The 22,740-nt window shown below is 62.0% G+C and carries 22 protein-coding genes; 8 read left to right on the top strand and 14 right to left on the bottom strand.

Going from position 1 to position 22,740, the window contains the following annotated elements:
- Complete coding sequence (locus ACM6I7_RS03535; protein ID WP_027614618.1) at positions 1-660, bottom strand: LexA family protein; 660 nt, start codon at positions 658-660, stop codon at positions 1-3.
- Positions 661-791: 131 nt separating this feature from the next.
- Between ACM6I7_RS03535 and ACM6I7_RS03530 the strand changes: the two genes are divergently transcribed.
- The gene (locus ACM6I7_RS03530; protein WP_097088169.1) at positions 792-1,130 is read left to right on the top strand and encodes a DUF6124 family protein; all 339 of its coding nucleotides are present in this window, start codon (positions 792-794) and stop codon (positions 1,128-1,130) included.
- A gap of 165 nt (positions 1,131-1,295) precedes the next feature.
- Here the strand turns inward: ACM6I7_RS03530 and ACM6I7_RS03525 are convergent, their stop codons facing one another.
- Positions 1,296-1,514 carry a hypothetical protein gene (locus ACM6I7_RS03525; protein ID WP_097088216.1) on the bottom strand — a complete coding sequence of 73 codons (219 nt, stop codon included), beginning with the start codon at positions 1,512-1,514 and terminating at the stop codon, positions 1,296-1,298.
- Between the two features lie 97 nt (positions 1,515-1,611).
- Between ACM6I7_RS03525 and ACM6I7_RS03520 the strand changes: the two genes are divergently transcribed.
- Together ACM6I7_RS03520 and ACM6I7_RS03515 are read left to right on the top strand one after the other, a co-directional pair.
- Entirely contained in the window at positions 1,612-2,763 is a 1,152-nt protein-coding gene (locus tag ACM6I7_RS03520) for a M14-type cytosolic carboxypeptidase (RefSeq protein ID WP_097088171.1), read from the top strand.
- A gap of 149 nt (positions 2,764-2,912) precedes the next feature.
- Entirely contained in the window at positions 2,913-4,112 is a 1,200-nt protein-coding gene (locus ACM6I7_RS03515) for an MFS transporter (protein ID WP_097088173.1), read from the top strand.
- Here ACM6I7_RS03515 and ACM6I7_RS03510 read toward each other — a convergent pair.
- Entirely contained in the window at positions 4,109-4,654 is a 546-nt protein-coding gene (locus tag ACM6I7_RS03510; protein WP_027614614.1) for a cytochrome b, read from the bottom strand. The genes ACM6I7_RS03515 and ACM6I7_RS03510 overlap by 4 nt on opposite strands.
- Complete coding sequence (locus tag ACM6I7_RS03505) at positions 4,651-5,745, bottom strand: catalase family peroxidase (RefSeq protein ID WP_096795675.1); 1,095 nt, start codon at positions 5,743-5,745, stop codon at positions 4,651-4,653. Before ACM6I7_RS03505 ends, ACM6I7_RS03510 begins: the two co-directional genes overlap by 4 nt.
- Before the next feature lie 157 nt (positions 5,746-5,902).
- Here ACM6I7_RS03505 and ACM6I7_RS03500 point away from each other — a divergent pair, with 157 nt between their 5' ends.
- Together ACM6I7_RS03500 and ACM6I7_RS03495 are read left to right on the top strand one after the other, a co-directional pair.
- A complete protein-coding gene (locus ACM6I7_RS03500) occupies positions 5,903-6,409 on the top strand; it encodes an RNA polymerase sigma factor (RefSeq protein ID WP_047597521.1) in 507 nt (168 codons plus the stop codon).
- Positions 6,406-7,161: an anti-sigma factor family protein gene (locus ACM6I7_RS03495; RefSeq protein ID WP_414887957.1), complete on the top strand. Its 756-nt coding sequence runs from the start codon at positions 6,406-6,408 to the stop codon at positions 7,159-7,161. Before ACM6I7_RS03500 ends, ACM6I7_RS03495 begins: the two co-directional genes overlap by 4 nt.
- Before the next feature lie 124 nt (positions 7,162-7,285).
- On the opposite strand, the gene ACM6I7_RS03490 is transcribed toward ACM6I7_RS03495, so the two are convergent.
- The 7 genes from ACM6I7_RS03490 to ACM6I7_RS03460 all read right to left on the bottom strand — a co-directional run bounded on the left by ACM6I7_RS03490 (position 7,286) and on the right by ACM6I7_RS03460 (position 13,882).
- Entirely contained in the window at positions 7,286-8,257 is a 972-nt protein-coding gene (locus tag ACM6I7_RS03490) for a spore coat U domain-containing protein (RefSeq protein WP_414888008.1), read from the bottom strand.
- Complete coding sequence (locus tag ACM6I7_RS03485; protein WP_414887956.1) at positions 8,254-10,611, bottom strand: fimbria/pilus outer membrane usher protein; 2,358 nt, start codon at positions 10,609-10,611, stop codon at positions 8,254-8,256. Before ACM6I7_RS03485 ends, ACM6I7_RS03490 begins: the two co-directional genes overlap by 4 nt.
- Positions 10,612-10,855: 244 nt before the next feature.
- Complete coding sequence (locus ACM6I7_RS03480) at positions 10,856-11,644, bottom strand: molecular chaperone (protein WP_097088182.1); 789 nt, start codon at positions 11,642-11,644, stop codon at positions 10,856-10,858.
- Between the two features lie 34 nt (positions 11,645-11,678).
- A complete protein-coding gene (locus ACM6I7_RS03475) occupies positions 11,679-12,179 on the bottom strand; it encodes a spore coat U domain-containing protein (protein ID WP_095138831.1) in 501 nt (166 codons plus the stop codon).
- Positions 12,180-12,183: 4 nt separating this feature from the next.
- Positions 12,184-12,720: a spore coat U domain-containing protein gene (locus ACM6I7_RS03470; RefSeq protein WP_027614606.1), complete on the bottom strand. Its 537-nt coding sequence runs from the start codon at positions 12,718-12,720 to the stop codon at positions 12,184-12,186.
- 20 nt (positions 12,721-12,740) lie between these two features.
- A complete protein-coding gene (locus tag ACM6I7_RS03465) occupies positions 12,741-13,274 on the bottom strand; it encodes a spore coat U domain-containing protein (protein WP_096795681.1) in 534 nt (177 codons plus the stop codon).
- Positions 13,275-13,378: 104 nt separating this feature from the next.
- Positions 13,379-13,882, bottom strand: a complete 504-nt coding sequence (locus tag ACM6I7_RS03460; RefSeq protein ID WP_414888007.1) for a spore coat U domain-containing protein — start codon at positions 13,880-13,882, stop codon at positions 13,379-13,381.
- 305 nt (positions 13,883-14,187) lie between these two features.
- Here ACM6I7_RS03460 and zapE point away from each other — a divergent pair, with 305 nt between their 5' ends.
- Positions 14,188-15,309 (top strand): cell division protein ZapE, encoded by a 1,122-nt coding sequence (gene zapE / locus ACM6I7_RS03455; RefSeq protein WP_414887955.1) that lies wholly within the window; start codon positions 14,188-14,190, stop codon positions 15,307-15,309.
- Between the two features lie 213 nt (positions 15,310-15,522).
- Positions 15,523-16,836 carry a protein kinase gene (locus ACM6I7_RS03450; RefSeq protein WP_414887954.1) on the top strand — a complete coding sequence of 438 codons (1,314 nt, stop codon included), beginning with the start codon at positions 15,523-15,525 and terminating at the stop codon, positions 16,834-16,836.
- A gap of 124 nt (positions 16,837-16,960) precedes the next feature.
- On the opposite strand, the gene ACM6I7_RS03445 is transcribed toward ACM6I7_RS03450, so the two are convergent.
- On the bottom strand, positions 16,961-17,665 hold the full coding sequence (locus ACM6I7_RS03445; RefSeq protein WP_027614601.1) for a YebC/PmpR family DNA-binding transcriptional regulator: 705 nt from the start codon (positions 17,663-17,665) through the stop codon (positions 16,961-16,963).
- Positions 17,666-17,884: 219 nt separating this feature from the next.
- On the opposite strand from ACM6I7_RS03445, the gene ACM6I7_RS03440 reads away from it, so the two are divergent.
- On the top strand, positions 17,885-19,270 hold the full coding sequence (locus ACM6I7_RS03440; RefSeq protein ID WP_414887953.1) for a type VI secretion system Vgr family protein: 1,386 nt from the start codon (positions 17,885-17,887) through the stop codon (positions 19,268-19,270).
- Positions 19,271-19,883: 613 nt separating this feature from the next.
- Here the strand turns inward: ACM6I7_RS03440 and ACM6I7_RS03435 are convergent.
- Positions 19,884-21,275 (bottom strand): FAD-dependent oxidoreductase, encoded by a 1,392-nt coding sequence (locus ACM6I7_RS03435; RefSeq protein WP_414887952.1) that lies wholly within the window; start codon positions 21,273-21,275, stop codon positions 19,884-19,886.
- A gap of 70 nt (positions 21,276-21,345) precedes the next feature.
- Positions 21,346-22,671: an MFS transporter gene (locus ACM6I7_RS03430; protein ID WP_414887951.1), complete on the bottom strand. Its 1,326-nt coding sequence runs from the start codon at positions 22,669-22,671 to the stop codon at positions 21,346-21,348.
- Between the last annotated feature and the right edge of the window lie 69 nt (positions 22,672-22,740).

The raw sequence follows: 22,740 nt of genomic DNA, 5'->3' as shown, positions 1-22,740 counted from the left end.
CTAGAAACGCGCCGTGGCCTGAACCACCACGCCGATGATTCGACACTCATCGGTGAACAGGGCTTTGGGCCAGGTCGGATTGAGCGGTACCAGATAACGCTGGCCGCCCTCTTCGTCGAGCTTGCGGAAGATCGCTTCGTCGCAGCCCTGCCACTGGGCGATCACCAGTTTGCCGGGCAGCGCCTCCACCTCCGGGTCCACCAGGATCAGCATGCCTTCGGCGATGCTCTGACCTGAAGGTGCGGTCATCGAATTTCCCGTCACGGTCAGCCAGAACGCTGCGCCACGGGCGTGATAGTCCGTCAGTTCGAAGCGCTGCTTGTCATGTGACGGGGCGTAAGCGGCGGTTGCACTCTCGCGCGATTCGCACGGCGTGTGCCAATCGCTGACCGGATAGCGGAAATACGGGTTGTACTTCTGCGCCAGCGGCATCTCGTCATCGTCGGTCTCCTGCGGCTCGCGAATCACCAGCACCACTTCAAGGAAGTCCATCCCCAGCGCCTGCAATACGCGGTTCATTTCCGTAATACCCGGCTCGCGACGTTTGTTCAGCCAATGGCCGATCCCGCCCTGGGACATGCCGACGCGCTCTCCGAGCTCTGTTTGAGTGATTTTGAGTTCACTCATCTTGGCCTTGACCAACTCAATCCATTTATCCATGTGCGGCACCTTACTTGCCCCGCCTTCGGCCGGCAAAACACATATTGTAGTATTTAAATCCTCGTCACAACTACGCATCGTACTATGCTGGAAGCACGGACTTTCAATCGAACAAGGAGTGCCCCTTCACCATGAATATCAGCAGCAAAGACTTGCCCGATCTGCAAATGGACACCACGTTCACCTCCCCTCAAGGCAACGCGGCAGCGCAGCGAGCACTGGACTATTACTTGAAACCAGCTGTTTCAGAACCCGAGGTCGACGAGCGATTTTTCAATGTAAAACGCCATCTCAGCGGCGAAGAGGCCCTCGTGCACGCGTCGGATCTGTTGCGCTGTGCAGCGGCCACGGCCTTCAAGGCAGCAGAAAACCTGCAGGGCGCGAGCCGCGACCTGGCATTTTCGGTGGTGCATATGGTGGATATGGCGCGAGCGATGGTCGACCATTCAATTGATGGCGAACAGCTCTGACGGACACGGGAAGCGGACGGACAGAAAAGAATTTTCCGATCGCGCAGATAAAAACATTTGACTTGCAAATGATAATGATTATTATTGCAAGCAGCTGGTCGCGAGATCAGTCGATGGACCAGAGACCTTAGGTCGGTCTTCTGGACTATCTCCTCATCAGGCTAATCACGGTTTTTGACCCGGCTTTTTGCCGGGTCTTTTTTTGCCCGTTTTTCGGGCTTGTGGCTTCAGGCTAATGAAGTCTTTGGGTGCTGCAAATTCGATGGCGCGGATAATATCAAAAGAATATCGCTTGGCAAGCAAAGCCCGGCCCGATTGGGGCAAACTAATGACAATTAGCACTTGAGAATCAATCGCACAGTCTCTAAGCTGCTTGCGCGTCACGGAAGACGCCCCCCACCGCAACCCGCAATTTCCCTCGGTTTCAGCCCTGTCTTGCGTGTAAAGTAGCCGCCATAAAAATCATATTCAGGAACCGATTATGACCGTGGCCAAATCTTCGTTCGACATCAGCGCCAACTTCGACAGCGGCAACATTCAAGTCATCGACATCTCCAATCCGCTCAACCCGGTTCTGGCCATTCGCCCGGATACCCGGAGCGCGCATTTTCAGTGGTTCCACTTCAAGGCCAGCGGCCTGCACGTTGGCCAAGAGCATTGGTTTCGTCTGAATAACGCCAGCCAATCCTCGTACAACAAAGCCTGGACCGGTTATCAAGCCGTGGCGTCCTACGACCATGTCAACTGGTTCCGCGTACCAACGATTTTCGAAGGCGACTGTCTGCGCTTCTCCCTCGAAGCCACGCAGACCCACGCCTGGTTCGCCTACTTCGAACCCTACAGCCGAGGTCGTCACGACTGGCTGATCGAGCAAGCGCTGACCAAGGCCGGCACCGAACTGCTGGCCACCGGCAAAAGCGTCGAGGGTCGTGACATTCAGCTGCTGCGCAAGGGCAGCGGCGCCGAAGGCCAGCGCAAAATCTGGATCATCGCGCAACAGCACCCGGGCGAACACATGGCCGAATGGTTCATGGAAGGCGTGATCGAACGCCTGGAGCGCCACGACGACCCGGTGCTGAACAAGCTGCTGGCCAGCGCCGATCTGTATCTGGTACCGAACATGAACCCGGACGGCGCCTTCCACGGGCATTTGCGTACCAACGCCATGGGCCAGGACCTGAACCGCGCCTGGCAGAGCGCCAGTCAGGACATCAGCCCAGAGGTACTTTTCGTACAACAGCAGATGGAAAAGTACGGCGTCGATCTATTCCTCGACGTACACGGTGATGAAGAAATTCCCCACGTGTTCACCGCCGGTTGCGAAGGCAACCCGGGTTACACGCCGCGCATCGAGAAGCTCGAAGAGCATTTCCGCACGCACCTCAAGCACACCACGAAAGACTTCCAGACCAAATATGGCTACACCCGCGACGAACCGGGTCAGGCCAACATGACCCTGGCCTGCAACGCGGTCGGCCAGAAATACGACTGCCTGTCGCTAACCCTGGAAATGCCGTTCAAGGATCACGACGACCATCCGAACAAAGAAACGGGCTGGTCGGGCAAGCGCTCGAAACAGTTGGGCAAGGACGTGCTGACCACCATCGCCGACATGGTCGATACCCTGCGCTGATCCCTCCCCCGCTCCCCCCAAAGATCGCAGCTGTGTCTGCGATCTTTTTTTTGCGCAATCAAACGCCATGACCAACAAGGTTGCAAATTAAAACCAGAATGCTTACCGTGATTCTGGTTTTAATTTGAAACCCAAAAAGGAAACAGGGCATGCAACCTCAACCTCTCAAAAGCAGCGTGGTGCTGCTGTTTGCCGTCGCCTGTGGACTGGCGGTGGGCAACGTGTATTACGCGCAGCCGCTGCTGGACGCCATGGCCGATGCCTTCGCCATGTCACCGGCAACCATCGGCATCGTCATTACCCTGACGCAAATCGGCTATGGCATCGGTCTGGTATTGCTGGTGCCACTCGGCGACCTGCTCAACCGACGGCGACTGATCGTCACCCAGACCCTGCTCTCGGCCGCCGCGCTGTTGATGATCGCGCTGGCACCCAGCAGTGTGTGGTTGCTGCTCGGCATGACCCTGACCGGTTTGCTCGCGGTGGTGACGCAAGTGCTGGTGGCCTACGCCGCGACCCTGGCGATCCCGGCGCAACGCGGCCGGGTGGTCGGCGTCGTCACCAGCGGCATCGTCGTCGGCATTCTGCTCGCGCGCACCATTGCCGGGGTCATGGCTGATCTGGCGGGTTGGCGGGCGATCTATCTGCTGTCGGCGGGGCTGACGCTGCTGATGGCACTGCTGCTGTTGCGCGTCTTGCCCAGGGATGAAGCCGCGCAGCCCGCAAGCCGTTACGGCGCGCTGATCGCTTCGGTATTCAGCCTGTTCAGGCAAGAGCCGGTGCTGCGCCAACGGGCGATTCTCGCGCTGCTGACCTTTGCCAGCGCCATGGTGCTGTGGACGCCGATGGTGCTGCCGCTGGCCGCCCCGCCGCTGTCGTTATCCCATAGCGAAATTGGCCTGTTCGGCTTGGCCGGCGCCGCCGGTGCACTCGCCGCCGCGCGCGCCGGACATCTGGCTGATCGCGGTCTGGGCCAATGGGTCAGCGGTCTGTCGCTGCTGCTGATGCTCGCCTCGTGGCTGCCGATCGCCCTCACCCAGTCCTCGCTGTGGGCGCTGTTGCTCGGCGTGATCACCCTCGATCTGGGCTTGCAGGCCGTGCACGTCACCAGCCAGAGCATGATCTACAGCGTACGCCCTGAAGCGCAAAGCCGCCTCACCGCCGGCTACATGCTGTTCTATTCGATCGGCAGTGCATTGGGTTCGATTACCTCGACGGCGATGTACGCCTGGGCCGGCTGGATCGGCGTGTGTCTGCTTGGCGCCGTTATCAACGCAGTGGCGCTGGGTTATTGGTGGCTGACCCTGAGAAGTGGCGCACCGCAGCGGTGCGCCACACAGACGGGTTAATCGCGATCGCGACCGCGCAACATGCTGTCGAGCACCTCGTCGCGACGCACCCAACCATGGAACAGTGCCGCTGCCAGGTGCAACAGCACGGTCAGGAACAACAGGTACGCCAGATAGCCATGCGCCTTGCGCAGCAGGGCAAACACTTGCGCATCGGCCGGCAGGATCGACGGCAACTGCAAGGTATTGCTGAGCATCACCGGCTCCCCGGACGCACTGATCATCGCCCAACCGAGCAGCGGCAGCACCAGCATCAAGGCGTACAACAACACATGCGAAGCCTTGGCCGCCATCACCTGCCAGCCCGGCAGATCCGCCGGCAGCGGCGGCTGTCGAGTGGAAAACCGCACCAACAGACGCACGACCACCAGCAGCAGAATCGCGATCCCCAGCGGTTTGTGCAGATGAATCAGCCATTCATGCCGCTGTGAAACCGAAGTGACCATGCCGGCGCCAATGAACAACATGGCGATGATCATCAGCGCCATCAGCCAGTGCAGCAGCCGCGCCAGCAGCGCGAAATGAGTCGGTTGCGTGCTCATGGGCGAGCCTCCTGTCTGGCGGCGGGCAATTGGCTGACTTCACTGGTGCGCCGTAGATAAGAATCGGCGTAACCGGCGGAACGCGCCGCGAGCAGCGGGTCGTCGGAGCCTTCGATCCCGGCTGGCAGCACCAGCGGATCGTAGTTGATGTCGCGGCATTCGCCGCTGAGCTGCGGCTGAGTCTTCTCCAGCACCAGCGTGCCGGCGTTGATCACCTTGCGACCCTCGGGCCAGGTTTTGCTGGCATCGTTCACCGGATCACCGGGGTTGGCCAGGGTGATATTCAACTGCCAGCGCAACGGTCCCTCGGCCAGGCGCTGCACCAGATCCTTTTCGAGAAAATCCGCGCCCTCCGGCGCCGAGGCTCCGGCGGCATCGCGCGCCAGTGGCGTGACACTCCAGCGCACCGCCTGCTTCTGCCCACTGGCGTTGACCAGATAGAACGCATTCACGCTGTTGTAGGTTTCAGTGGCATAGCTGGCCGACGGTTTGGCGGTCTTCACCCACGTCAGAAACGGCACGGCTTCCGGGTGCGCGGCAAAGAATGCCGGCACTTTCGACGGATCCGGTTTACCCGTGGCCGGATCCGGCGACTGCGCCTGCTGCAACTGATAGAACGCCTCGGGGGTGCCAACCGGGAACACCGGCATGCTGTTCATCCCGGTGCGCCATTGCTGACCGTTGGCCTGGGTGAAACGCAGCGCCAGGCTGCGGATCGGCACGCTGCTGTCCGGGGCGTAGGGATTTCCCGCCGGCAATGCGAAGCGCCCAACCACCGGGGTCTGCGCCTCGTTGAACACCTGCGCGGAAGAAAACGCTCGCGCCTCGCCACTGCTCTCGAAATGCCCGATCACGCACACGCCCTTGGCGTGGTTGCGCCGGAACCCGGGATGCACGCCGTTGTTTTTCTCCAGCACATCGACCAGCGCCTTGGGCGTCAGACGTTGTGGGTCAAGATTACCGTGCACGTAGGCAAACGCCCCGGCCACTGCGGCAACCACCACGGCAATCGCCGTCAGGCGCAACACTGTGCTCGCGGCACTCAAGGGCGGGCGCGACGGCCTGCCCGGCGGTGAAGTGCGATCAACCATGAATAACTCCAGGGCCATCGGCCACAAGTAGGAAGAATCAGCAAGACGCACCCCATCAGGATTTATTCCATGGCCCGGTATTTATTTTTCCGAACGTGGAATAACCTCGAACGGCAGACGTCTCCCTAGTCCACAGCGTAGTGACTAGCAGAAATTCATGAGCGAATTCGACGAACAGTTGAGAGAAATCATTCCCAGATTGCGCCGCTTTGCCGTGTCATTGACCCGCAACAGCAGCAGCGCCGACGATCTGGTGCAGGCCAGCCTCGAGCGGGCTCTGTCCGGCTGGGGCGCGAAACGCGCCGAGGGTGATGTGCGCGCGTGGCTGTTCGCGATTCTCTATCGGCAATTTCTCGACGCCCATCGGCGCTCGCGTCGTTATGCGCGGATGCTCGAATTCTTCACCGGTCGCGACGACGCCGAACCCTCGGTCGAGCGCACCGTGATCGCCCAATCGACCCTGCAAGCCTTCGATCGCCTGCCCACCGAACAACGCGCGCTGTTGCTGATGGTCTCGGTCGAAGGCCTGAGCTACAAGGAAGTCGCTGACATCCTCGACGTCCCCACAGGCACGGTGATGTCGCGCCTGTCCCGCGCCCGCCAGGCCTTGCGCCAGCTCAGCGACGGCGAAATCAGCAGCCCTTCTTTGCGGATACTCAAATGATCAGCATGCCCCCCAGCGAGCGCGACCTGCACGCGTACGTCGATCACCAACTCAACGAAGCCGACCGGCGTCTGGTCGACACCTGGCTGACCACTCACCCGGAAGCCGCCGCGCAGGTGCGCGCCTGGCAGCACGACGCCCAGTTGTTGCGCGCAGCCCTGGGCGGTGCCTTGCAGCAACCGGCCAATCCGGAACTCGATCCCGCGCTGATTCGCCAGCGCCTCAAGCGTCAGTCGCGTCGTCACCTGGCCAGCGCGGCGGTGTTGCTGATCGCGGTCGGCATCGGCGGTTTCAGTGGCTGGCAGGCGCGGGAAATGACCCTCGTGCGCTCTTCCACGCTACCCATGACCGATGCCTTGCAAGCCTATCGACTGATTGCCCAGCAAGGAATTCTGCCGGCGGACTACAAGGTTGCCAGTGACGGCGACATGCAACATTGGCTCGACCGCTATTTCAACCGGGCCAGTCGCTTGCCGGATCTGAAATCCGCCGGTTTCGAACCGGTCAGTGGCCGCCTGCTCAGCACCGATGAAGGCCCGGCGGCGATGGTCATGTATGAAGACCGCAGCGGCCACAAGGTCAGTTTCTATGTGCGGCCACCGGGGCCGAAGAACACCTTCCTGCCACGCGGCAGTCGCAGCGACGGCGATCTGCAGGCCGATTACTGGTCCGGTGGCGGGTACAACTATGCGATGGTCAGCCCGACGGATTCGCCGGCGGTGCAGCAATTGAGGCAGTCACTGCCATTGTGAAAACTGCGCCAATCCCCCTGTGGGAGCGGGCTTGCTCACGAAAGCGGTAGATCAGCCACCATCATTGCTGAATGACACACCGTATTCGCGAGCAAGCCCGCTCCCACAGGGGTCATCGTATGAGTCAGAACCCTACGTCGAGCACCACATTGTCCAGGTAAGTGCCCGCCGGCGGTGTGGTCTGATCGGTGTAGATCTTCGCGTTGTAGTTGAAGATCTGACTTCCGGTGCCCAGCCCATTTCCCGGATTCACCTCGGCATCGGTGCTCGACCGGCGTGCGCTGCCGACACTGCCCCAACGAGTGGTGCCAGCGCTTTTGAAGATGTCGTAGGCCAGATAGTTGCTCCCGGAAATCATCCGCCGCCGGCCTCCGACACTAGCCGGGTTCTGTCCGTCGCTCAAACCGACGGTGTAAGCACTGCCCTTGGTGCAGGCCAGATTGATGGTCTGCCCGGTCACCGGGGTAAAGGCACTGATTACCGGCGCACTGCCAAAGGCAATGTTCGGCGCAGTAATCGTGCAGTCGTTGGACACGGTCAGGTTCACCGTCAACGTCGCGGTACCGCTATTGATGTCGCGCCCCAGACAAACACTGCCGATGCCGATCCCGGAGCAGTAATTCCAGTTCCAGAAAATGCTCAGGGTTTCCGTATAGACCCCGGCGGCGACGTTGCTGCCAATGGTCGTGCCCAGATACAGCGGCACGGTTTTCGGGGTGGTGCCGTTGAGCAATCCCAAGGCATCGATAATGCCGTTACGGGCGAAGTCGAAGGCGCTGCCACGGGTGACCGGGTAGCTGGTGCTGTTGTTGGCGTAGATCGTGTAGCCGATGACGTCGCCGGTCGGCCCGAGCAAACCACTCTGGGTCGAGGTGATGGTGGCGTAGAAATGGTCGTTGCTGGTCAGCAATGACAACAGCGAACCGGTACAACTCAACCCGGCATTGAGCGTGGAACTGGGCTGCGTCGTGGTGCGCACGGCAATCGAACTGATTGAGCCGAATGCCGCCGGCGTGGTGCTCACCACCGAACACAAGGCCTGCGCCACCCCCGGCAGCAGCAGCGCCAGACACAGGCAGATCCGCACCGCATTCACTGGCACACCAACGGGCCGATCAGCGGCACCTGGCTTTGCTGCATGTCCACGGCGAATTGCGCGTTGCAGGTCTTGCCGTCGGCCAGCGTCACCTGCAACGAGTTCTGCGCCTGGAGGTTTTCCAGATAGACCAAGCCGTCCCAACCGACCACCGTGCGCGCGCCACTCTGCTCGTGCAGCACACCCGCACCCAATGGCAGCTCGCGTTGCTGCGCATCCACCAGCACGATGCTCGCGGCGATTACCCGGGTCAGTGGAAATTCCAGCAAATAGCCGCTGCCACGGCGCACGGCGATGCGTTGTTCGACGTTGGGGCTGCGTACGTTGGCCGGCAGATTCAGCGGATCGATTTCGTATTTGCCGCGGTAGTACGCGCTGCTCCACGGCACCAGCAAGTGGCCGTTTTTATCGGTTTGACCGACCTGCTGGTTTTCGTAGCGCACCGGAATGTCGGCGAAACCATCGGTGCTGACCACCACAAACGCGTCGTCGATGCGATTGGCGGCGAACACCTGGCGGTCCATCCACACCAGCGAGCCACTGGCATCGGCCCAACGGGTCTCGGCCTCGGACGTGCCGTAGACCCCGGCCTGCAATTGCACCGATTGCAGACGCCAGGTCACATCAGCCTGACGATAATCCGGGCCATCACCCTTGGCATACCCCAGATTGAAACCGACCCCGCCCTCGGTCGGCACCGAACGACTGTAATTGACCCGCTGCTGACTCTGCCCGGTCTTGCTGCGCTCGCTGCTGATCGCCAGGCTGCCGCGCAGATCGAACGGGATCACCAGTTGCGCCTGCACTGCCCAGTTGCTGTCGCCGATCTCGCGGTTGGCCGACAGATAGAAGCTGCTGTTGCGCCACAGCGGTTTGCTCCAGCTCAGGTTGAGCAGACGCGTGCGCGAATCGTCCGCCGCGCGCACATCGAAATAACCGGCACCGAGGCTGCCCCAGCGCTCGAGGTTGACGCTCAGGGTCGCTTGCTCGCTGCGCCGGCTGAGGCTGATGTAAGGGCTGTCGATCACGCTGAGGTCGGCGTACCGATCACGGCGTTGCAGGCGCTGCCAGGAAAAGCTGTAGCGCTGGCTGCTGTATTGATAACCGAGGCTCAATTGCTCGCCAGCGTCACCCTCGAACCGGCTCTGACTGATGGCGCTGTTGAGTACGCCGAAATTGCCCAGACGCCAATTGCCGCCGATCCCGCCGAGGGTCAGCGAGTCAGCCGCTTCGGCGTGACTTTCCAGGGTGAAGCTGTCGCTGACACCGTAGCGCAGGCTGCCGGAGGTCACGCCAGGGCCATAGCTGAAGTCCTTCAAACCGTAATCGCGGCGCAACGTACCGGCCGCCACCGAGAAATCACTCAGGCCTTTTTGCAGCAGACTGCTGGTGACATAGAACGGCACCGTGGTCGACACCTGCCGCCCCAGCGCATCGGTGGTCACCACCACGGCCTCACCGGCGCCGTTGATGAAGGGAATGTTGGTCAGGGTATACGGACCCGGTTGCAGGTCGGTGCTGCTCGACTTGTAGCCGTTGATGAACAGATCCACCGACGACGGCACCGCGGCCTCACCGGCGAACTGCGGCAACGGATAGGTGACCAGATCCGGACGCACGGCAAAGTCCCGCGAGAACTGCACACCGCCCAGACGCACCGAGTTGCTCCACGGCAAGGCGCCGCTGATCACGTCCCCGCCCTCGTAGGTGAGCATTCGCTCGTCGTCGGAGTAACGCCAGGTGGTGTCGTAGCGCAGGTAGCCGTTGTCCAGTGTGCTGACCGAATCGCCGGACAAGGTGCGCCGGTACTGCCCGGTGTTGGACAACGTGCCCCAACTGTCGAACAGCCGCACCTCGTTCCACGCCGCCAGATAAGTGCCGGCATCGTCGGTGTCGTTGAGGTACAGGTCATAGTTGAACAACGCGCCGAAACTGCTCAGCGCCGGGGTGCGCGGATAGTTCTCGCGATTACCGATGAACTGATCCGGCAGCCACTGCGGTGGCACCACCAGCAGCAGGCGCTGGCCGACACTGTCGTATTCGCTGTGCAGTCCAGGCAGGCCGTCGAGATCAACTTCAGCACCAGGATTGCCCGGCAATTTCATCCCGTTTTCAGCCAATACGCTGGCCGGCAAAAACAGATGCCCGTCACGTTGCTGCACCGCCACCACCCGCCCGGTGTTCATCTGATTGACCACCAACTCCAGAAACAACTGTGCATCACTCACGGCCTCCATGCCGCTGGGCGGTGGCGGCAGTTCGCCGGCCTCGGATGGTTGCACGAACATCAGGCAACACGCGCCGGTCATGAGCCACAACGGACGCTGAATACGACGAGCCCATCCCGGGCTCATACACGCTTTACGTCCGTCAATGGACTCGATCCTCCTGATGCCACTCTTGCCAAAGCCAGTTATCTTTCTCTGGAATTTTGACGATACAATGCATTCATTGTGGCGAGGGAGCTTGCTCCCGCTCGGCGGCACAGCCGTCGTCAGAACTGTTTAAGCGAACTGCCTGACATGGCTTGGGGCTGCATCGCAACCCAGCGGGAGCAAGCTCCCTCGCCACAAAAGTCCACTCGGCATGGCTCCCTTTTCAGCGTCCCGGCGCAATGCTCTGCACCTGCGCCCCGCCATTGACTCGCACTTGCAACGCCGACTCACTCGCCAACGCCCCAGGTGCCGGCCAGCGCATCACCGCGCCCGGCAGCACATAACCCAGCAACCCCTCGGCTAATGGCTTGCTCTGTCCACCCTGTTTGATCACCACGTCGGTCAGCCGCGCATGCACCGCGCCCTGATTGCGCACTTCGATATACGGTCGACCGTCCACCGCCACCGTGCGCCAGCTCAGTTGCGGCACACCGATACCCTTGGGATCACGCGGGCGGGTGCTGTCTTCCTTGCTCCACAGCCCCGCGCCGTAGGCAAACAAGGGCACCGAATAGCGCATCTGAAAGCGGATCGCGGCTGCGGTTTTGCCGCCCTCGGAAGCCGGCGGCTGGGCAGAAGGGATTTCGTCGATGATGATCCGGTAGGCCAGTTCCTGCCCCGGCGGCACATCCTTGGTCCGGGTCAGGCGCACCAGTTGTTTTTGCCCCGGCTCGATCTTCGCCACTGGCGGGCTGCCGATCACGTCGCGCTGGTTCTGGTACTGCTCTGCAAAGCCGCTCTGGCTCCAGCCGAACACGCGGATCTGCAGGTTGGCGGTTTCCGTGCCACGGTTTTCCAGCCATAGCGCACTGGCCTGTTGATCGGCCTCCAGCACCGGATCGATCGGCCAGATCAGCACCGAACTGGCGGCCTGCGCATGGCCGGCCCCGAGCATGACCAGCGCCAGCAACGCGCCCTGCAACAACGAATGCCCAGACGTAACTGCCCCCATGAACCTGCTCCTTGTCGGCCATTCAAATGTCGCTTTACCACGACAGCTGCACCTGCAACACGTCGCTGTACGTCCCCCCGGGCTGATTGCCCGGCAATTGCACCTGACCGTAAATCGGCAGGCTGATGTTGTTCGCATCGCTATAGGCCACCGCCACGCTCTGGCCGATGCCCAGGCTCTGGCTGTAAGCCGCATCGCGAAACAGCGCATACGCCACCCGCGCACTGCCGCTGTTGATCTGCATGTGGCGACCGCTGCTGTTGTACTGGCCGCCATCGACCGTCATGTTCAGTGCCACCCCCGGCGTGCATTGCAACTGCACGCCGCCGGTCAATGCCACTTGCACCGTGCCGGTCGCGAGGGCCGAACTCGAACCGAAATTCAGTCCGCCGTAATTCGACACCCCGCCGACTACCAGACACCCCGGCGTGATGGTCGCGCTGACCTGAAAGCTCTGGCTGGTCGCCGCCCCCAGCGGCAGCGGCACACTGCCCGCACAGAGCAGGAGCAGCGCGGCACAGCCTTGGCGGCGCATGGCATCAGAACGTCAATTCAACAGCGACGGTGTCGGTGTACGTCCCCGCCGGCAACCCGGCCTTGCCCACCGCCTGACCGTAGATATTCACCGTCTGCGCCACGCCAGTGCTGGTCGCCAGGTTGATCGTGCCGTCGATCGGCAGCAGTTGCGAATGCCCGGCATCGGTGTAGAAGTCGTACGGCACGTAGTTGGCGACACCGTCGTACAGTGCGCGAGCGCCGCCCGGCGACTGCCCATCGTGAGCACCGGCACGCACCTTGACCACCGGGGTCGTGCCGCTGGAGCAGAGAATCGACAGCGCCCCGCCGCCACCGCCCAGAACCTGCCCGCTCGCGGTGGTGAACAGGCTGTTGGCGGTGCCGAAGTTCAGCGCACCAAAGTTCAGCCCGGTGGAACCGCCGGCACCGTTGACCTGACAGCTGCTGATCAGGGTCAGGCTGGCGGTGATCTGGCCGGTGACCGTGGTGGCGGCGTGGGCACTGGAAACCAGCGTCAGGCCGAGCAACGACAAACCTATCCTTGATGCAAACTTGCGCATGGTGTCCGTCCTCTACGGGGTTACCAGTCGAGCGTCACCGTCAGCGTGTCAGTGTAGACACCTGCCGGAACCGCGCGGGTATTCGCCACCACCGTGCCAAACACCGGAATCGGTATCTGCGCACCGCTGGTGACAGCGAAATTGTGTTGTTGACCAATGCTGTAGCGCTGGCTACCGGAGGCATCCAGAAAGAGTTGATAAGGCAGGGTCTGGCGCCCGTTGCTCAGGCGGCGGGTGGTGCCGTCACCGTGGCTGCCGCCGTCGATGGTGACGGTGAAACCGGTGACCGAAGGGTTGCAGGCGACATTCAGCTTGCCGCTGCTGTCGCCGTCGAGACTGGCCTTGATCGGCGCGTTCCAGGTTGGCCCCTGCTGACCGAAATCGAGGGTGCCCAGATTGCTCACCGGAATCGCCGGGGTGGCGCTGTTGGTGACTTCGCACCCGGCGATCAGGATCAGCCGCGCATTGATCTGCCCACTGATCGCCGCCTGTGCGTCGTCAGCGAGCAACAGCAACGTACCCGTGGCGATAACCATCCAGTGCTTGCCTGTCATTGCGCCCTTCCTACTCCTTCAGGATGCCTGCCTACCTTGCGTTCAGCATTGAACGCCCCTTCCCTGCGCAATCCGCCTCCAGCGAATTGCCTGAAATTCTGCACTCACCAGGTCACGGTGACCTTGACCAGATCCGAATAGCGGCTGACCTGCGGCACCTGCGCCAGACGCTCGATCCGTGCATACAGCGGCAGCTCCACTGTGCCGGTGTCCGGCACCCGGCCGCTGACCGGCACGTCCACCACCAGCGGCAACCGGAGCGCCGCGTCCTGATACAGCCGATATGGAATCGGCTGGCTCCCCGCCGCCCCTGCCATGTAGCGAACCTCGCCGACGCCACCATGCAGGCCACCGTCGACCCGCAGCTGATACGGCGTGTCAGGGTTGCACTCCAGACGTGGCAACCGCTGATTGGTCAGCGCCGCACCCAGTGGCCCGGCCGGATCATCGAGGCGCGCAGTACTGCCGAAATCCAGCACGCCCAATTGTTCGATACCTGCCTCGCGCTGCTGGCCGATCAACTGGCAGCCACGCTGCACGTCAACGCGAACTTCGACCTGAAGATCCGCCGCATGCACCGAGGCCCCCAGCACCCCGAGCAGGCCCATCACCACACGTACAATCACTGTCCCATTCCTTGTGAGGGAACATCCTGGATGACGTTACTGTGTTTCAGGTTAGCAACGGTCGACGATTCCGCCAGTCGATTGGATCCATGTATCTGCCGGGATATGTTTCGAAAGTTTGGCAACACGGCGAATTACATCGCTGAAAATAGCTGTACGTCCCGCACAAATCTGTTCAGTGATCGCCCACTGTCAACGAGCCGCGATGGAAGCCGGGCGCAGCCTCTGGTTACACTACGTCGCCGCGCTCCCGGGCGCCGGTCTGATGAACACGGAGTGACTGCACTGTGCCCTCTCGAGCGCCCAAACGATCGCCACTGACCCTACGCTGGTCGGCGCTGCGCCGCTGGTTCGCCAAGGGCCGGCCCGCGCATGCCGGGCATGACGCAAATGCTCAGTCGATCCGCGATTATTTCCGGCACAAGGCCCATGGTCAGGGTTACACCCTCAGCCACAGCCAGCAGCGGGTGATCGATTGCATGGCGCAGCAGGCCAGCCTGTTGTTCGGCGCCAGGCAGCAAACGCCGCCGAGCCTGTACCTGCATGGTGCGGTAGGACGTGGCAAGAGCTGGCTGCTCGACGGTTTTTTCCAGGCTCTGCCCACCGCGCAGAAGCAGCGCGTGCACTTCCATGCATTTTTCGCCCGCCTGCATCAGGGCATGTTCGAGCATCGCAAACAGGACGATGCCCTCGATGTCACCCTTGATGAGCTGTTACACGACTGCCGGGTACTGTGTTTCGACGAATTCCATGTGCATGACATCGGCGATGCGATGCTCATCACCCGCCTGTTCAAGGCCTTGTTCCAGCGCGGCATCCTGCTGCTGGTGACCTCCAACTATCCACCGGAAGGTTTGCTGCCCAACCCGCTCTATCACGCGCGCTTCAAACCGGTGATCGACTTGATCAACGCCCGCATGCAGATCATGGAAGTCGGCGGCCCGCATGATTACCGCAGTCAGGCGAGCAATCATGCGCATCAGTTGTTCACCCAGGGCCACTATGTATGGCCAGCCACCGCTACCCAGCGCCAGGCGCTGAACCTGCCGCCCGAAGGTGCCCCGGCCATTGAGCTGCCGGTGGGCAGCCGACACGTTCAGGCGCGCCTGTGCGATGGCAGCCGGGTCGCTTTCACCTTCAGCGACCTGTGCGAGCAACCGACAGCGGTGATGGATTACCTGGAGCTGAGCCGGCGTTTCGACCAGTGGATCATCGACGACCTGCCGGAACTCGGTGAGTGCTCGATCGCCGCGCAACAGCGCTTCATCAACCTGATCGACGTGCTCTACGACCAGGACAAACACCTGACCGTGCTCAGCCGTTTGCCACTGCGTGAAGCCCTCGGCGGCAATGCCATCGACCTGGCCCGCACCCGCAGTCGTCTGGGGCAGTTGCAGGAAATCCACTGACCCACTCAAGTCCCTTGTGGGAGCGAGCCTGCTCGCGAAAGCGTCCTGTCAGCCAATATTTCGCCAACTGACACTCCGCCTTCGCGAGCAGGCTCGCTCCCACAGGAATTAAAGGGGCCTCCAGTTCAGATCAATGCAAATCCCGGCGTTGCCGTTATCATGTCGCCCATTCCGAGCGCCCGGCGCTTCTTTCCTTTGATAGTGAACATCCCCATGCACACCCTTGCTCAATTGCGCGCCGGCGAGTTGTCGGGCATTACCCGGCTGGATCTGTCTTGCGGCCTGACCGAGTTCCCCCGGGAGATTTTCGAGCTGGCCGATACGCTGGAGGTGCTCAACCTCAGCGGCAACGCCTTGAGCAGCTTGCCCGACGACCTGCACCGCCTGACCAGGATGCGCATTCTGTTTTGCTCGGACAACCGCTTCACCGAGGTGCCGGAATGCGTCGGAAAATGCGCGGCGCTGACGATGATCGGCTTCAAGGCCAACCGCATCAGCCACGTGCCGGGCCCAGCATTGCCGCCGCTGCTACGCTGGTTGATCCTGACCGACAACTGCATCGAAAGCCTGCCCACCGAACTGGGTGAGCGCCCGTATCTGCAAAAACTGTTGCTGGCCGGCAATCGCCTGCAAGCGCTGCCCGCCTCAATGAGCCAGTGCCATCGCCTGGAGCTGATCCGCATCGCCGCCAACCAGATGCGTGAACTGCCGCAGTGGCTGCTGACCCTGCCGAGCCTGACCTGGCTGGCGTATGCCGGCAATCCGCTGGAGACCGAAGCCGATGCCGCCGCGCTGGAAGCCACGCCGCTGATCGACTGGTCAGCGCTGCGTCTGGAACAACGGCTGGGCGAAGGCGCCTCGGGGGTGATTTCCCGGGCGCAGTGGCAGCGCGCCGACGGCTCGCAGGTGCCGGTCGCGGTGAAGCTCTATAAAGGTGAAATGACCAGCGACGGTTCGCCGCTGCACGAGATGAACGCCTGCATCACCGCGGGCTTGCACCCGAACCTCATCCGCGTGGAAGGCCGTATTCACGGGCATCCCGATGGCCAAAAGGGGCTGGTGATGCAACTGATCGACCCAAGCTTTCGCAACCTGGCGGCATTGCCGAGCCTGGCGAGCTGCTCGCGGGATGTGTATGCCGAGGACTGCCGCTTCAGTGCCGAAGTGGCGCTGAACATTGCCAAGGGCATCGCTTCGGCGGCCGAGCACTTGCATCAACAGGGCATCACCCACGGCGACCTCTACGGCCACAACATTCTGTTGAACGATCAGGGCGATTGCTTGCTCGGGGATTTCGGCGCGGCGTCGTTCCATGCCACCACCGACAACCTGGAAACCCGGGCACTGCAACGCATCGAAGTGCGGGCGTTCGGGGTTCTGCTCGGGGAATTGCTGGCGCGCGTCGACTCGGGGTTGAGCGATGAACAACGCGAGGTGCTGGAGGCGCTGGAACAGCGTTGCTGTCAGCCGGACGTGCTGGCGCGGCCGGGGTTCAGCGAAGTGATCGAGGTCCTGGAAACGCTTTAACTGACGCAAATCCTGTGGCGAGGGAGCTTGCTCCCGCTGGACGGCAAAGCCGTCCCAAAAACAACGACTGCCGCGCAGCCGAGCGGGAGCAAGCTCCCTCGCCACAGTTTATCTTTGCAGCAAATCAGCCCGCCAGACCGACAAACATGTCCTGCACGTCGTCGTGGTTGTCGAGGCCTTCGAGGAACGCTTCAACTTCAGCCATCTGCTCGGCGCTCAGGCCGCTGACCGGGTTCTTCGGCTGGTAGCCGAGTTTGGCCGACAGCACCGTGAAGCCTTGCTCAGGCAGGGCTTTCTGCACGGCGTCGAGGTCGGTCGGATCGGTCAGGAACAGGGTCGCGCCCTCTTCGCCCGGCTCGAAGTCCTGGGCACCGGCCTCGATCGCGGCCATTTCCGGGTCGGCGTCCGGGGTGTCCGGCGAAGCTTCGATCATGCCGACGTGGTTGAAGTCCCAGGCCACCGAACCGGAAGCGCCCAGTTGACCCTTGCGGAACGCCACGCGAATTTCCGCGACGGTGCGGTTGATGTTGTCGGTGACGCACTCGACGATCAACGGAACCTGATGCGGTGCGAAACCTTCGTACGTCACGCGGTGGTACTGCACGGTTTCGCCCAGCAGGCCGGCGCCTTTCTTGATGGCGCGGTCCAGGGTTTCCTTGGGCATCGAGGCTTTCTTGGCCTGCTCGACCACCAGACGCAGGTGTGCGTTGGTGGCGGTATCGGCACCGTTGCGGGCAGCGATGGTGATTTCTTTCACCAGTTTGCCGAAGATCTTGCCCTTGGCGTTGGCTGCCGCTTCTTTGTGTTTAACCTTCCACTGTGCGCCCATTACTCACTCTCTTGATCTGTGGCGCCGAGACATCTATTGGCCGACGCGTGGCGCCAAGTTTATACGGCCTAAAGTCGGCAATCGACCAAAAAAATCATTGTTGAATCGACATCGTCACCACGACTTGTAGGGCGATTCTGAAAAGCCCACCAGCCATGACCATTCGTGCTCGCGTTTTCGTACCCTCTGCCGTCCGTATTGCCCACAGAGCCCGTACGAATGCTCAATGATAAGGAAAGCCCGTTCACCCTGACCCTGACCGACGGCCCGCTGTGCCTGCCGGTCTTGCGTTTCAGTGGCAAGGAAGCACTCAATCAGCCGTTTCGCTTCGAGATTGAAATGATCGGTCTGGCACCGGCGTTGCCCCCAGGCAGTCTGCTGCGCCAACCGGCGTTCCTGCGCCTGGGCGCCGATCACGGGATCCACGGTCTGATCCACAGCGTCAGTTGCGAGCATCGCGCCAGCCACCGCATCGGCTACCGGCTGATCCTCGTCCCGCTGCTGATGAGTCTGGACCAGCCGCCCCGGCGCCGGGTCTTCGTGCAAACGAGCGTGCCGACGATCCTCGCGCAATTGCTCGGCGAGCATGAGTTGCCGGCGGACAGTTACCGGATCGAAATGAGCGTCGGCCAATACCCGCCGCGGCCCTTTTGCATCCAGTACGAAGAAAGTGACCTGGCCTTCGTGCAACGGCTGTGTGAGGAGGAAGGCATCCACTATCACTTCGAACATCACCCGAACGGGCATGTGCTGGTGTTTGCCGATGACAACCTCAGCCTGCCGCAGGAACCGTTGCCGGTGCCGTTTGGCATCACCGACGACACACCATCACCGCGCGTCAGCACGCTGTTTCAGCGCCATGACGCGCCACCGGTGATGGCTGCGCACGGCATTCGCAACCGCGGGCAGGAGGCCATCGCCACCGACGCGGCCAACCATCCCGTGCCCGCACTCGCACCGCAGAACCTGTCCGGCGAACAGCGTCACGCCGAACAACGCAGCCGTCGCCATCTGCAGCGCCAGCGCTGTCAGACGCGCTCGATCCGGGGCACCTGCGATTGCAGCGCGTTGCGCAGCGGGCATCTGTTACAGATCAGCGAGCATCCGATCAATACCTTCAATGAACAATGGTTGATCACCGAACTGCACCACCAGGGCCAGCACCCCTCGATCCTCGACCCGACCACTGATGTGCATCGCTATCGAAACGACTTCACTGCCCTGCCCTGGTCAAGCGATTTTCGCCCGCCATTGGCACAGCCGCGCCCGAACATCGGCGGCTACCATCTGGCAAAAGTGCTGGGATCGCCCGGCCAGCCCGCGCAACTGGATGATCGCGGGCGCATCGGCGTCAACCTCTGGCCGGCGCAGACAACTGAGTCTGCATGCCTGTGGCTGCCAATCGCACTGACCGGCGCCGGCCGGCTCGCCACCCACCAGTTGCCCCGCGCCGGCAGTGAGGTGTGGGTCAGCTTCCTCGACAGCGACCCGGATCGACCGATTCTGTGCCTCGCCAACCCACGCCCTGCGCCACCGAGTGAAACACCACCACCGCGCGACAGTAGCCTGTTGCTCGATTGGCTGCTGCACGGTGCCGATCCCTAAGCGCCGCAGACATTGGCATTGAGTACACCTGGAAGAAACTGGGTGGTTGTGAGGTCGCTATCGCTGGCAAGCCAGCTCCCACAGTTGGATTGGGTGTGGGCTGTTGGAGGTGGGTCGGCTCGTAGGCCGCCTTCGCGAGCAAGCTCGCTCCCACAGTGGATTGGGTGCGGGCAGTTGGAGGCTGGTCGGCTCGTAGGCCGCCTTCGCTGGCAGGCCAGCTCCCACAGGGAGCTAAAGCCAAGCGCATGCTTTTCACCACTCAAATGGCCGAGTGTCAGCTCGCCGAAAGCTCTTGATCTTGCCGTGCCGGCCCCATCGGCAGGCTGAGTGAAGGGGTTTATCCGGGGGTGGGAGCGCAGCGACCGTTCGACGAAGTCGAACACATCGAGAGGAGGTGCAGCGAAGCAAACCGTAGGCGCTGCCCCCCGGATGAATCCCGTAACGAAGGAACCCGAGCCTAGGCGAGGGCCGTACGCCGGGGCCAAGCCTTTTGCTTACTTTTCGGCGTCTGGAAAAGTGAGTCGCTGTAAGAGCGAAACCATAAGAAGCCGTTACCGCAGAAACGGATATGTACTCGGTAACCCAAAAGAACGCAGCGCTCGCCAGCCCCCAATCACCCCTTGTCAGCCTTCCCCGCCGCCGCCGCAAACTTCGCCAACCGCACATCCAGATGCCGCGGCCGCCGCCCATGATCCTCAGCCCGCTCCTTGCGCCGAATCGCATTACGCACCATCAACGACCCCAGATACCGAATCGGCTCCGGCGGAAAATACCCCAGCGGCCCGTTCACCAACGGCGAACGGGTCCAGGGGTTATCGAGCCCCTGCACCAACGAGGCAAGAATCTGCCCGCCCATGTGACACGGCCCGACGCCACTGCCGGAATAACCAAAGCCATAAAACACATTGCCACTGGCACTCATCTGCCCGAAAAACGGCAACCCGGTGACCGAGCGATCCGACGGCCCGTTCCACGTCGCGTCGATCTTTACATCGGCAAACGCCGGGAAGAAGTTGCCGAGACTGCGTTTGAGCAACCCAGCATATGGCGAAGGCTGATCGAACACCGGCAGCATCCGCCCACCATACGCAAACGTGTTACCACCCTTGCCAAGCATGATCCGGCCGTCCGGCGTGTTGTGGTAGTAGTGCACGAAAATCCGCGAATCGAGCACCGTAACGCCGCTGGTCAAACCGATGTCCTGCAGCAGATCCGGGCGCGGTTCGGTGATCAGCATGTCGCTGGAGACAATCGCCACGCTGCGTTCGAACTGTGGAAACGCCCGGGCCATCCACGCATTCATCGCCAGTACCACACGGTCGGCTATCACGCAGCCGCCAGGGGTGTGAATGCGCGCCGGACGGCCCTCCTCCAGGCCGGTCATCGCCGTGTTCTCGTGGATCTTCACGCCCAGTTGCAACGCCACCCGACGCAGCCCGCGCACCAGTTTGCCCGGCTGCACACTGGCCGCCGCTGGCGAGAACCAGCCTTCCAGATGCTTGCTGGAACCGGCCATGCGCTGCACATCGGCCACCGGGCGCTGCGTGAACGAGTTGATGCCATTACGCTCCAGCGCCGCGATCACCGCGTCGGTCGAACCGACCTGCGCCTTGTTGGTGGCGGTGTACAGCGTGCCGTCGAGGCGATAATCGGCATCGACGCCGTACTCTTCGCAGAACTCGCCGATGGCGTGGATGCTGCGCTCGGATTCCTTGACCAAGCGCACCGCCTCCTCGACGCCGAACAGCCGCTCGAGGGTGAAATACTTGGCCGACCACGACAACGCGCAACCACCGTTGCGGCCACTGGCACCGGCGCCGCAGATGTCGGCTTCGATCAGCAGCACATCGAGTTCCGGGTTCTGCTGCTTGAGCATGATCGCCGTCCACAACCCGGTGTAGCCGCCGCCGACGATGCACACGTCGCTGCGCACTTCGCCTTGCAGTGACGAGCACATCGCGGATGGGTCGGCCTGCAAGGCTTGCTCTAGCCAAAACGGTCGCATGGGATTCTCCAGTCAGATGGCCACGACACAGCCTGCCGCGAACGCCGCAGCAGGCCGCGAGGCAAGGGTTTCAGTTACGCAGGGGTTTGATGGTCAGCGGGCAATTGGGAATGGCCGCGCGCGGTTCCATCACCCCGACCGGGCGGCTGTTCCAGTGCGGAATCAGCACCAGCGCCGAGAACAAGGCGCAGCCGGCGAAGACAATGAACACCGTCACCGAATCGAAGTAACCCGGCAGCAATCCGCCGAGCACCGCACCGACCGAACCGCAACCATTGACGAAACCGGCCGCCGTGGCGCCGGCCTTGGCCTTGCCGAAGTCGATGGCCGCGGCGCCGCTGATCATCGAATCCGGTCCGTACAGGGTCAGGCCCATGACAAACAGCAGCGCCACCACCAGCATCACGCTGCCGGTGTGCAAGGCTCCCATGAACAGCGCCAGGGTCACGGTCAGCGCCAGCAGGCTGAGGACGCAGGCCGGCATGCGCCGGGCGCCGAACAGTTTGTCCGAGGCCAGACCGATCATGATCGGCCCGAGCAGACCGGCCAGTTCGAACGAGGTGGGAATGATCGCCGCGCCGACTTTGCCGACACTCGGCATCTGCTCGAAGACGATCACCGGCCCCCACAACAGAATCGCGTAACGCGCCGGTTTCAACATGAAGTACGCCAGGCCCAGCACCAGCACCGTGCGGTTGCGCAAGATTTCCTTCAACGGCTCCCAGACACTGAGTTTGCTGTTGGCTTCGGTTTCCGCGGCACTGAGTTCCGGCTCCGGCTCCACCGCCGGCAGGCCGACGTCTTCCGGTTTGTTGCGCTGAAAAATAAAGAACAACACCGCCACCGCCGCAACCACCACCGAGCTGGAAATGAACGCCGCATGCCAGGTGCCCATCAGCGTATACGCCCACCAGCCGGCGAACGGCGAGGCCACCAGACCGCCAAACGCATAGCAGGAGCTCCACAATCCGAGCACCCGCCCACGCTGCTGCGCCGGGAAGAAACTCCCAAGGTTTTTACACAATCCCGACCAGCCGGTGGACTGCGCCAGCCCCTGGATCAGCATGCAAGTGGCGAAGATCGGCAAGGTCGCGAAACTGCCCATCACCAATGCCGCGCCAGCGGAAATCAGCAGCCCGCCAAGCACCACGACCCTCGGGCCAAAGCGATCGGCGAGCATGCCCCAGGTGAATTGGCCGATGGCGTAGGCCGCCAGATAGATCGCATCGAGGTTGGCCATGGCCATCTTGTCGAGCATGAAGGTCGGGTCTTCGGCGATGCCCAGTTTGGCCACCGAAAACGCTTTGCGGGTGAAGTAGAAAGCGGCGTACGCGAGCCAGGTGACAGCGAAAATCTGCATGCGCCAACGCGCAATGGTGCCGATGTGCTTGTTCATTGTGGTTCTGACCTCAGGGAGTGAGTGTGCCGGCAGAATCGTTAAGTAAACGCCTGTGTTTTTTATTGT

Origin of the sequence: Pseudomonas sp. IT-93MI4, from assembly GCF_949767635.1 — a bacterium.
GTDB lineage: Bacteria > Pseudomonadota > Gammaproteobacteria > Pseudomonadales > Pseudomonadaceae > Aquipseudomonas > Aquipseudomonas putida_A.
Note: the sequence above shows the minus strand (reverse complement) of the source record. Positions and strands in the feature narration are given on the sequence as shown.

What these genes read in the sequence shown, in the direction of transcription:
- ACM6I7_RS03500 (WP_047597521.1), top strand. Translation starts at nt 5,903, where the DNA reads ATGAGCGAATTCGACGAACAGTTGAGAGAAATCATTCCCAGATTGCGC.
- ACM6I7_RS03440 (WP_414887953.1), top strand. Translation starts at nt 17,885, where the DNA reads ATGCTCAATGATAAGGAAAGCCCGTTCACCCTGACCCTGACCGACGGC.
- ACM6I7_RS03460 (WP_414888007.1), bottom strand. Translation starts at nt 13,882, where the DNA reads ATGGGCCTGCTCGGGGTGCTGGGGGCCTCGGTGCATGCGGCGGATCTT.
- ACM6I7_RS03470 (WP_027614606.1), bottom strand. Translation starts at nt 12,720, where the DNA reads ATGCGCAAGTTTGCATCAAGGATAGGTTTGTCGTTGCTCGGCCTGACG.
- ACM6I7_RS03475 (WP_095138831.1), bottom strand. Translation starts at nt 12,179, where the DNA reads ATGCGCCGCCAAGGCTGTGCCGCGCTGCTCCTGCTCTGTGCGGGCAGT.
- ACM6I7_RS03505 (WP_096795675.1), bottom strand. Translation starts at nt 5,745, where the DNA reads ATGGTTGATCGCACTTCACCGCCGGGCAGGCCGTCGCGCCCGCCCTTG.
- ACM6I7_RS03450 (WP_414887954.1), top strand. Translation starts at nt 15,523, where the DNA reads ATGCACACCCTTGCTCAATTGCGCGCCGGCGAGTTGTCGGGCATTACC.
- ACM6I7_RS03510 (WP_027614614.1), bottom strand. Translation starts at nt 4,654, where the DNA reads ATGAGCACGCAACCGACTCATTTCGCGCTGCTGGCGCGGCTGCTGCAC.
- ACM6I7_RS03515 (WP_097088173.1), top strand. Translation starts at nt 2,913, where the DNA reads ATGCAACCTCAACCTCTCAAAAGCAGCGTGGTGCTGCTGTTTGCCGTC.
- ACM6I7_RS03495 (WP_414887957.1), top strand. Translation starts at nt 6,406, where the DNA reads ATGATCAGCATGCCCCCCAGCGAGCGCGACCTGCACGCGTACGTCGAT.
- ACM6I7_RS03530 (WP_097088169.1), top strand. Translation starts at nt 792, where the DNA reads ATGAATATCAGCAGCAAAGACTTGCCCGATCTGCAAATGGACACCACG.
- ACM6I7_RS03430 (WP_414887951.1), bottom strand. Translation starts at nt 22,671, where the DNA reads ATGAACAAGCACATCGGCACCATTGCGCGTTGGCGCATGCAGATTTTC.
- ACM6I7_RS03535 (WP_027614618.1), bottom strand. Translation starts at nt 660, where the DNA reads ATGGATAAATGGATTGAGTTGGTCAAGGCCAAGATGAGTGAACTCAAA.
- ACM6I7_RS03465 (WP_096795681.1), bottom strand. Translation starts at nt 13,274, where the DNA reads ATGACAGGCAAGCACTGGATGGTTATCGCCACGGGTACGTTGCTGTTG.
- ACM6I7_RS03485 (WP_414887956.1), bottom strand. Translation starts at nt 10,611, where the DNA reads ATGAGCCCGGGATGGGCTCGTCGTATTCAGCGTCCGTTGTGGCTCATG.
- ACM6I7_RS03445 (WP_027614601.1), bottom strand. Translation starts at nt 17,665, where the DNA reads ATGGGCGCACAGTGGAAGGTTAAACACAAAGAAGCGGCAGCCAACGCC.
- ACM6I7_RS03435 (WP_414887952.1), bottom strand. Translation starts at nt 21,275, where the DNA reads ATGCGACCGTTTTGGCTAGAGCAAGCCTTGCAGGCCGACCCATCCGCG.
- ACM6I7_RS03480 (WP_097088182.1), bottom strand. Translation starts at nt 11,644, where the DNA reads ATGGGGGCAGTTACGTCTGGGCATTCGTTGTTGCAGGGCGCGTTGCTG.
- ACM6I7_RS03520 (WP_097088171.1), top strand. Translation starts at nt 1,612, where the DNA reads ATGACCGTGGCCAAATCTTCGTTCGACATCAGCGCCAACTTCGACAGC.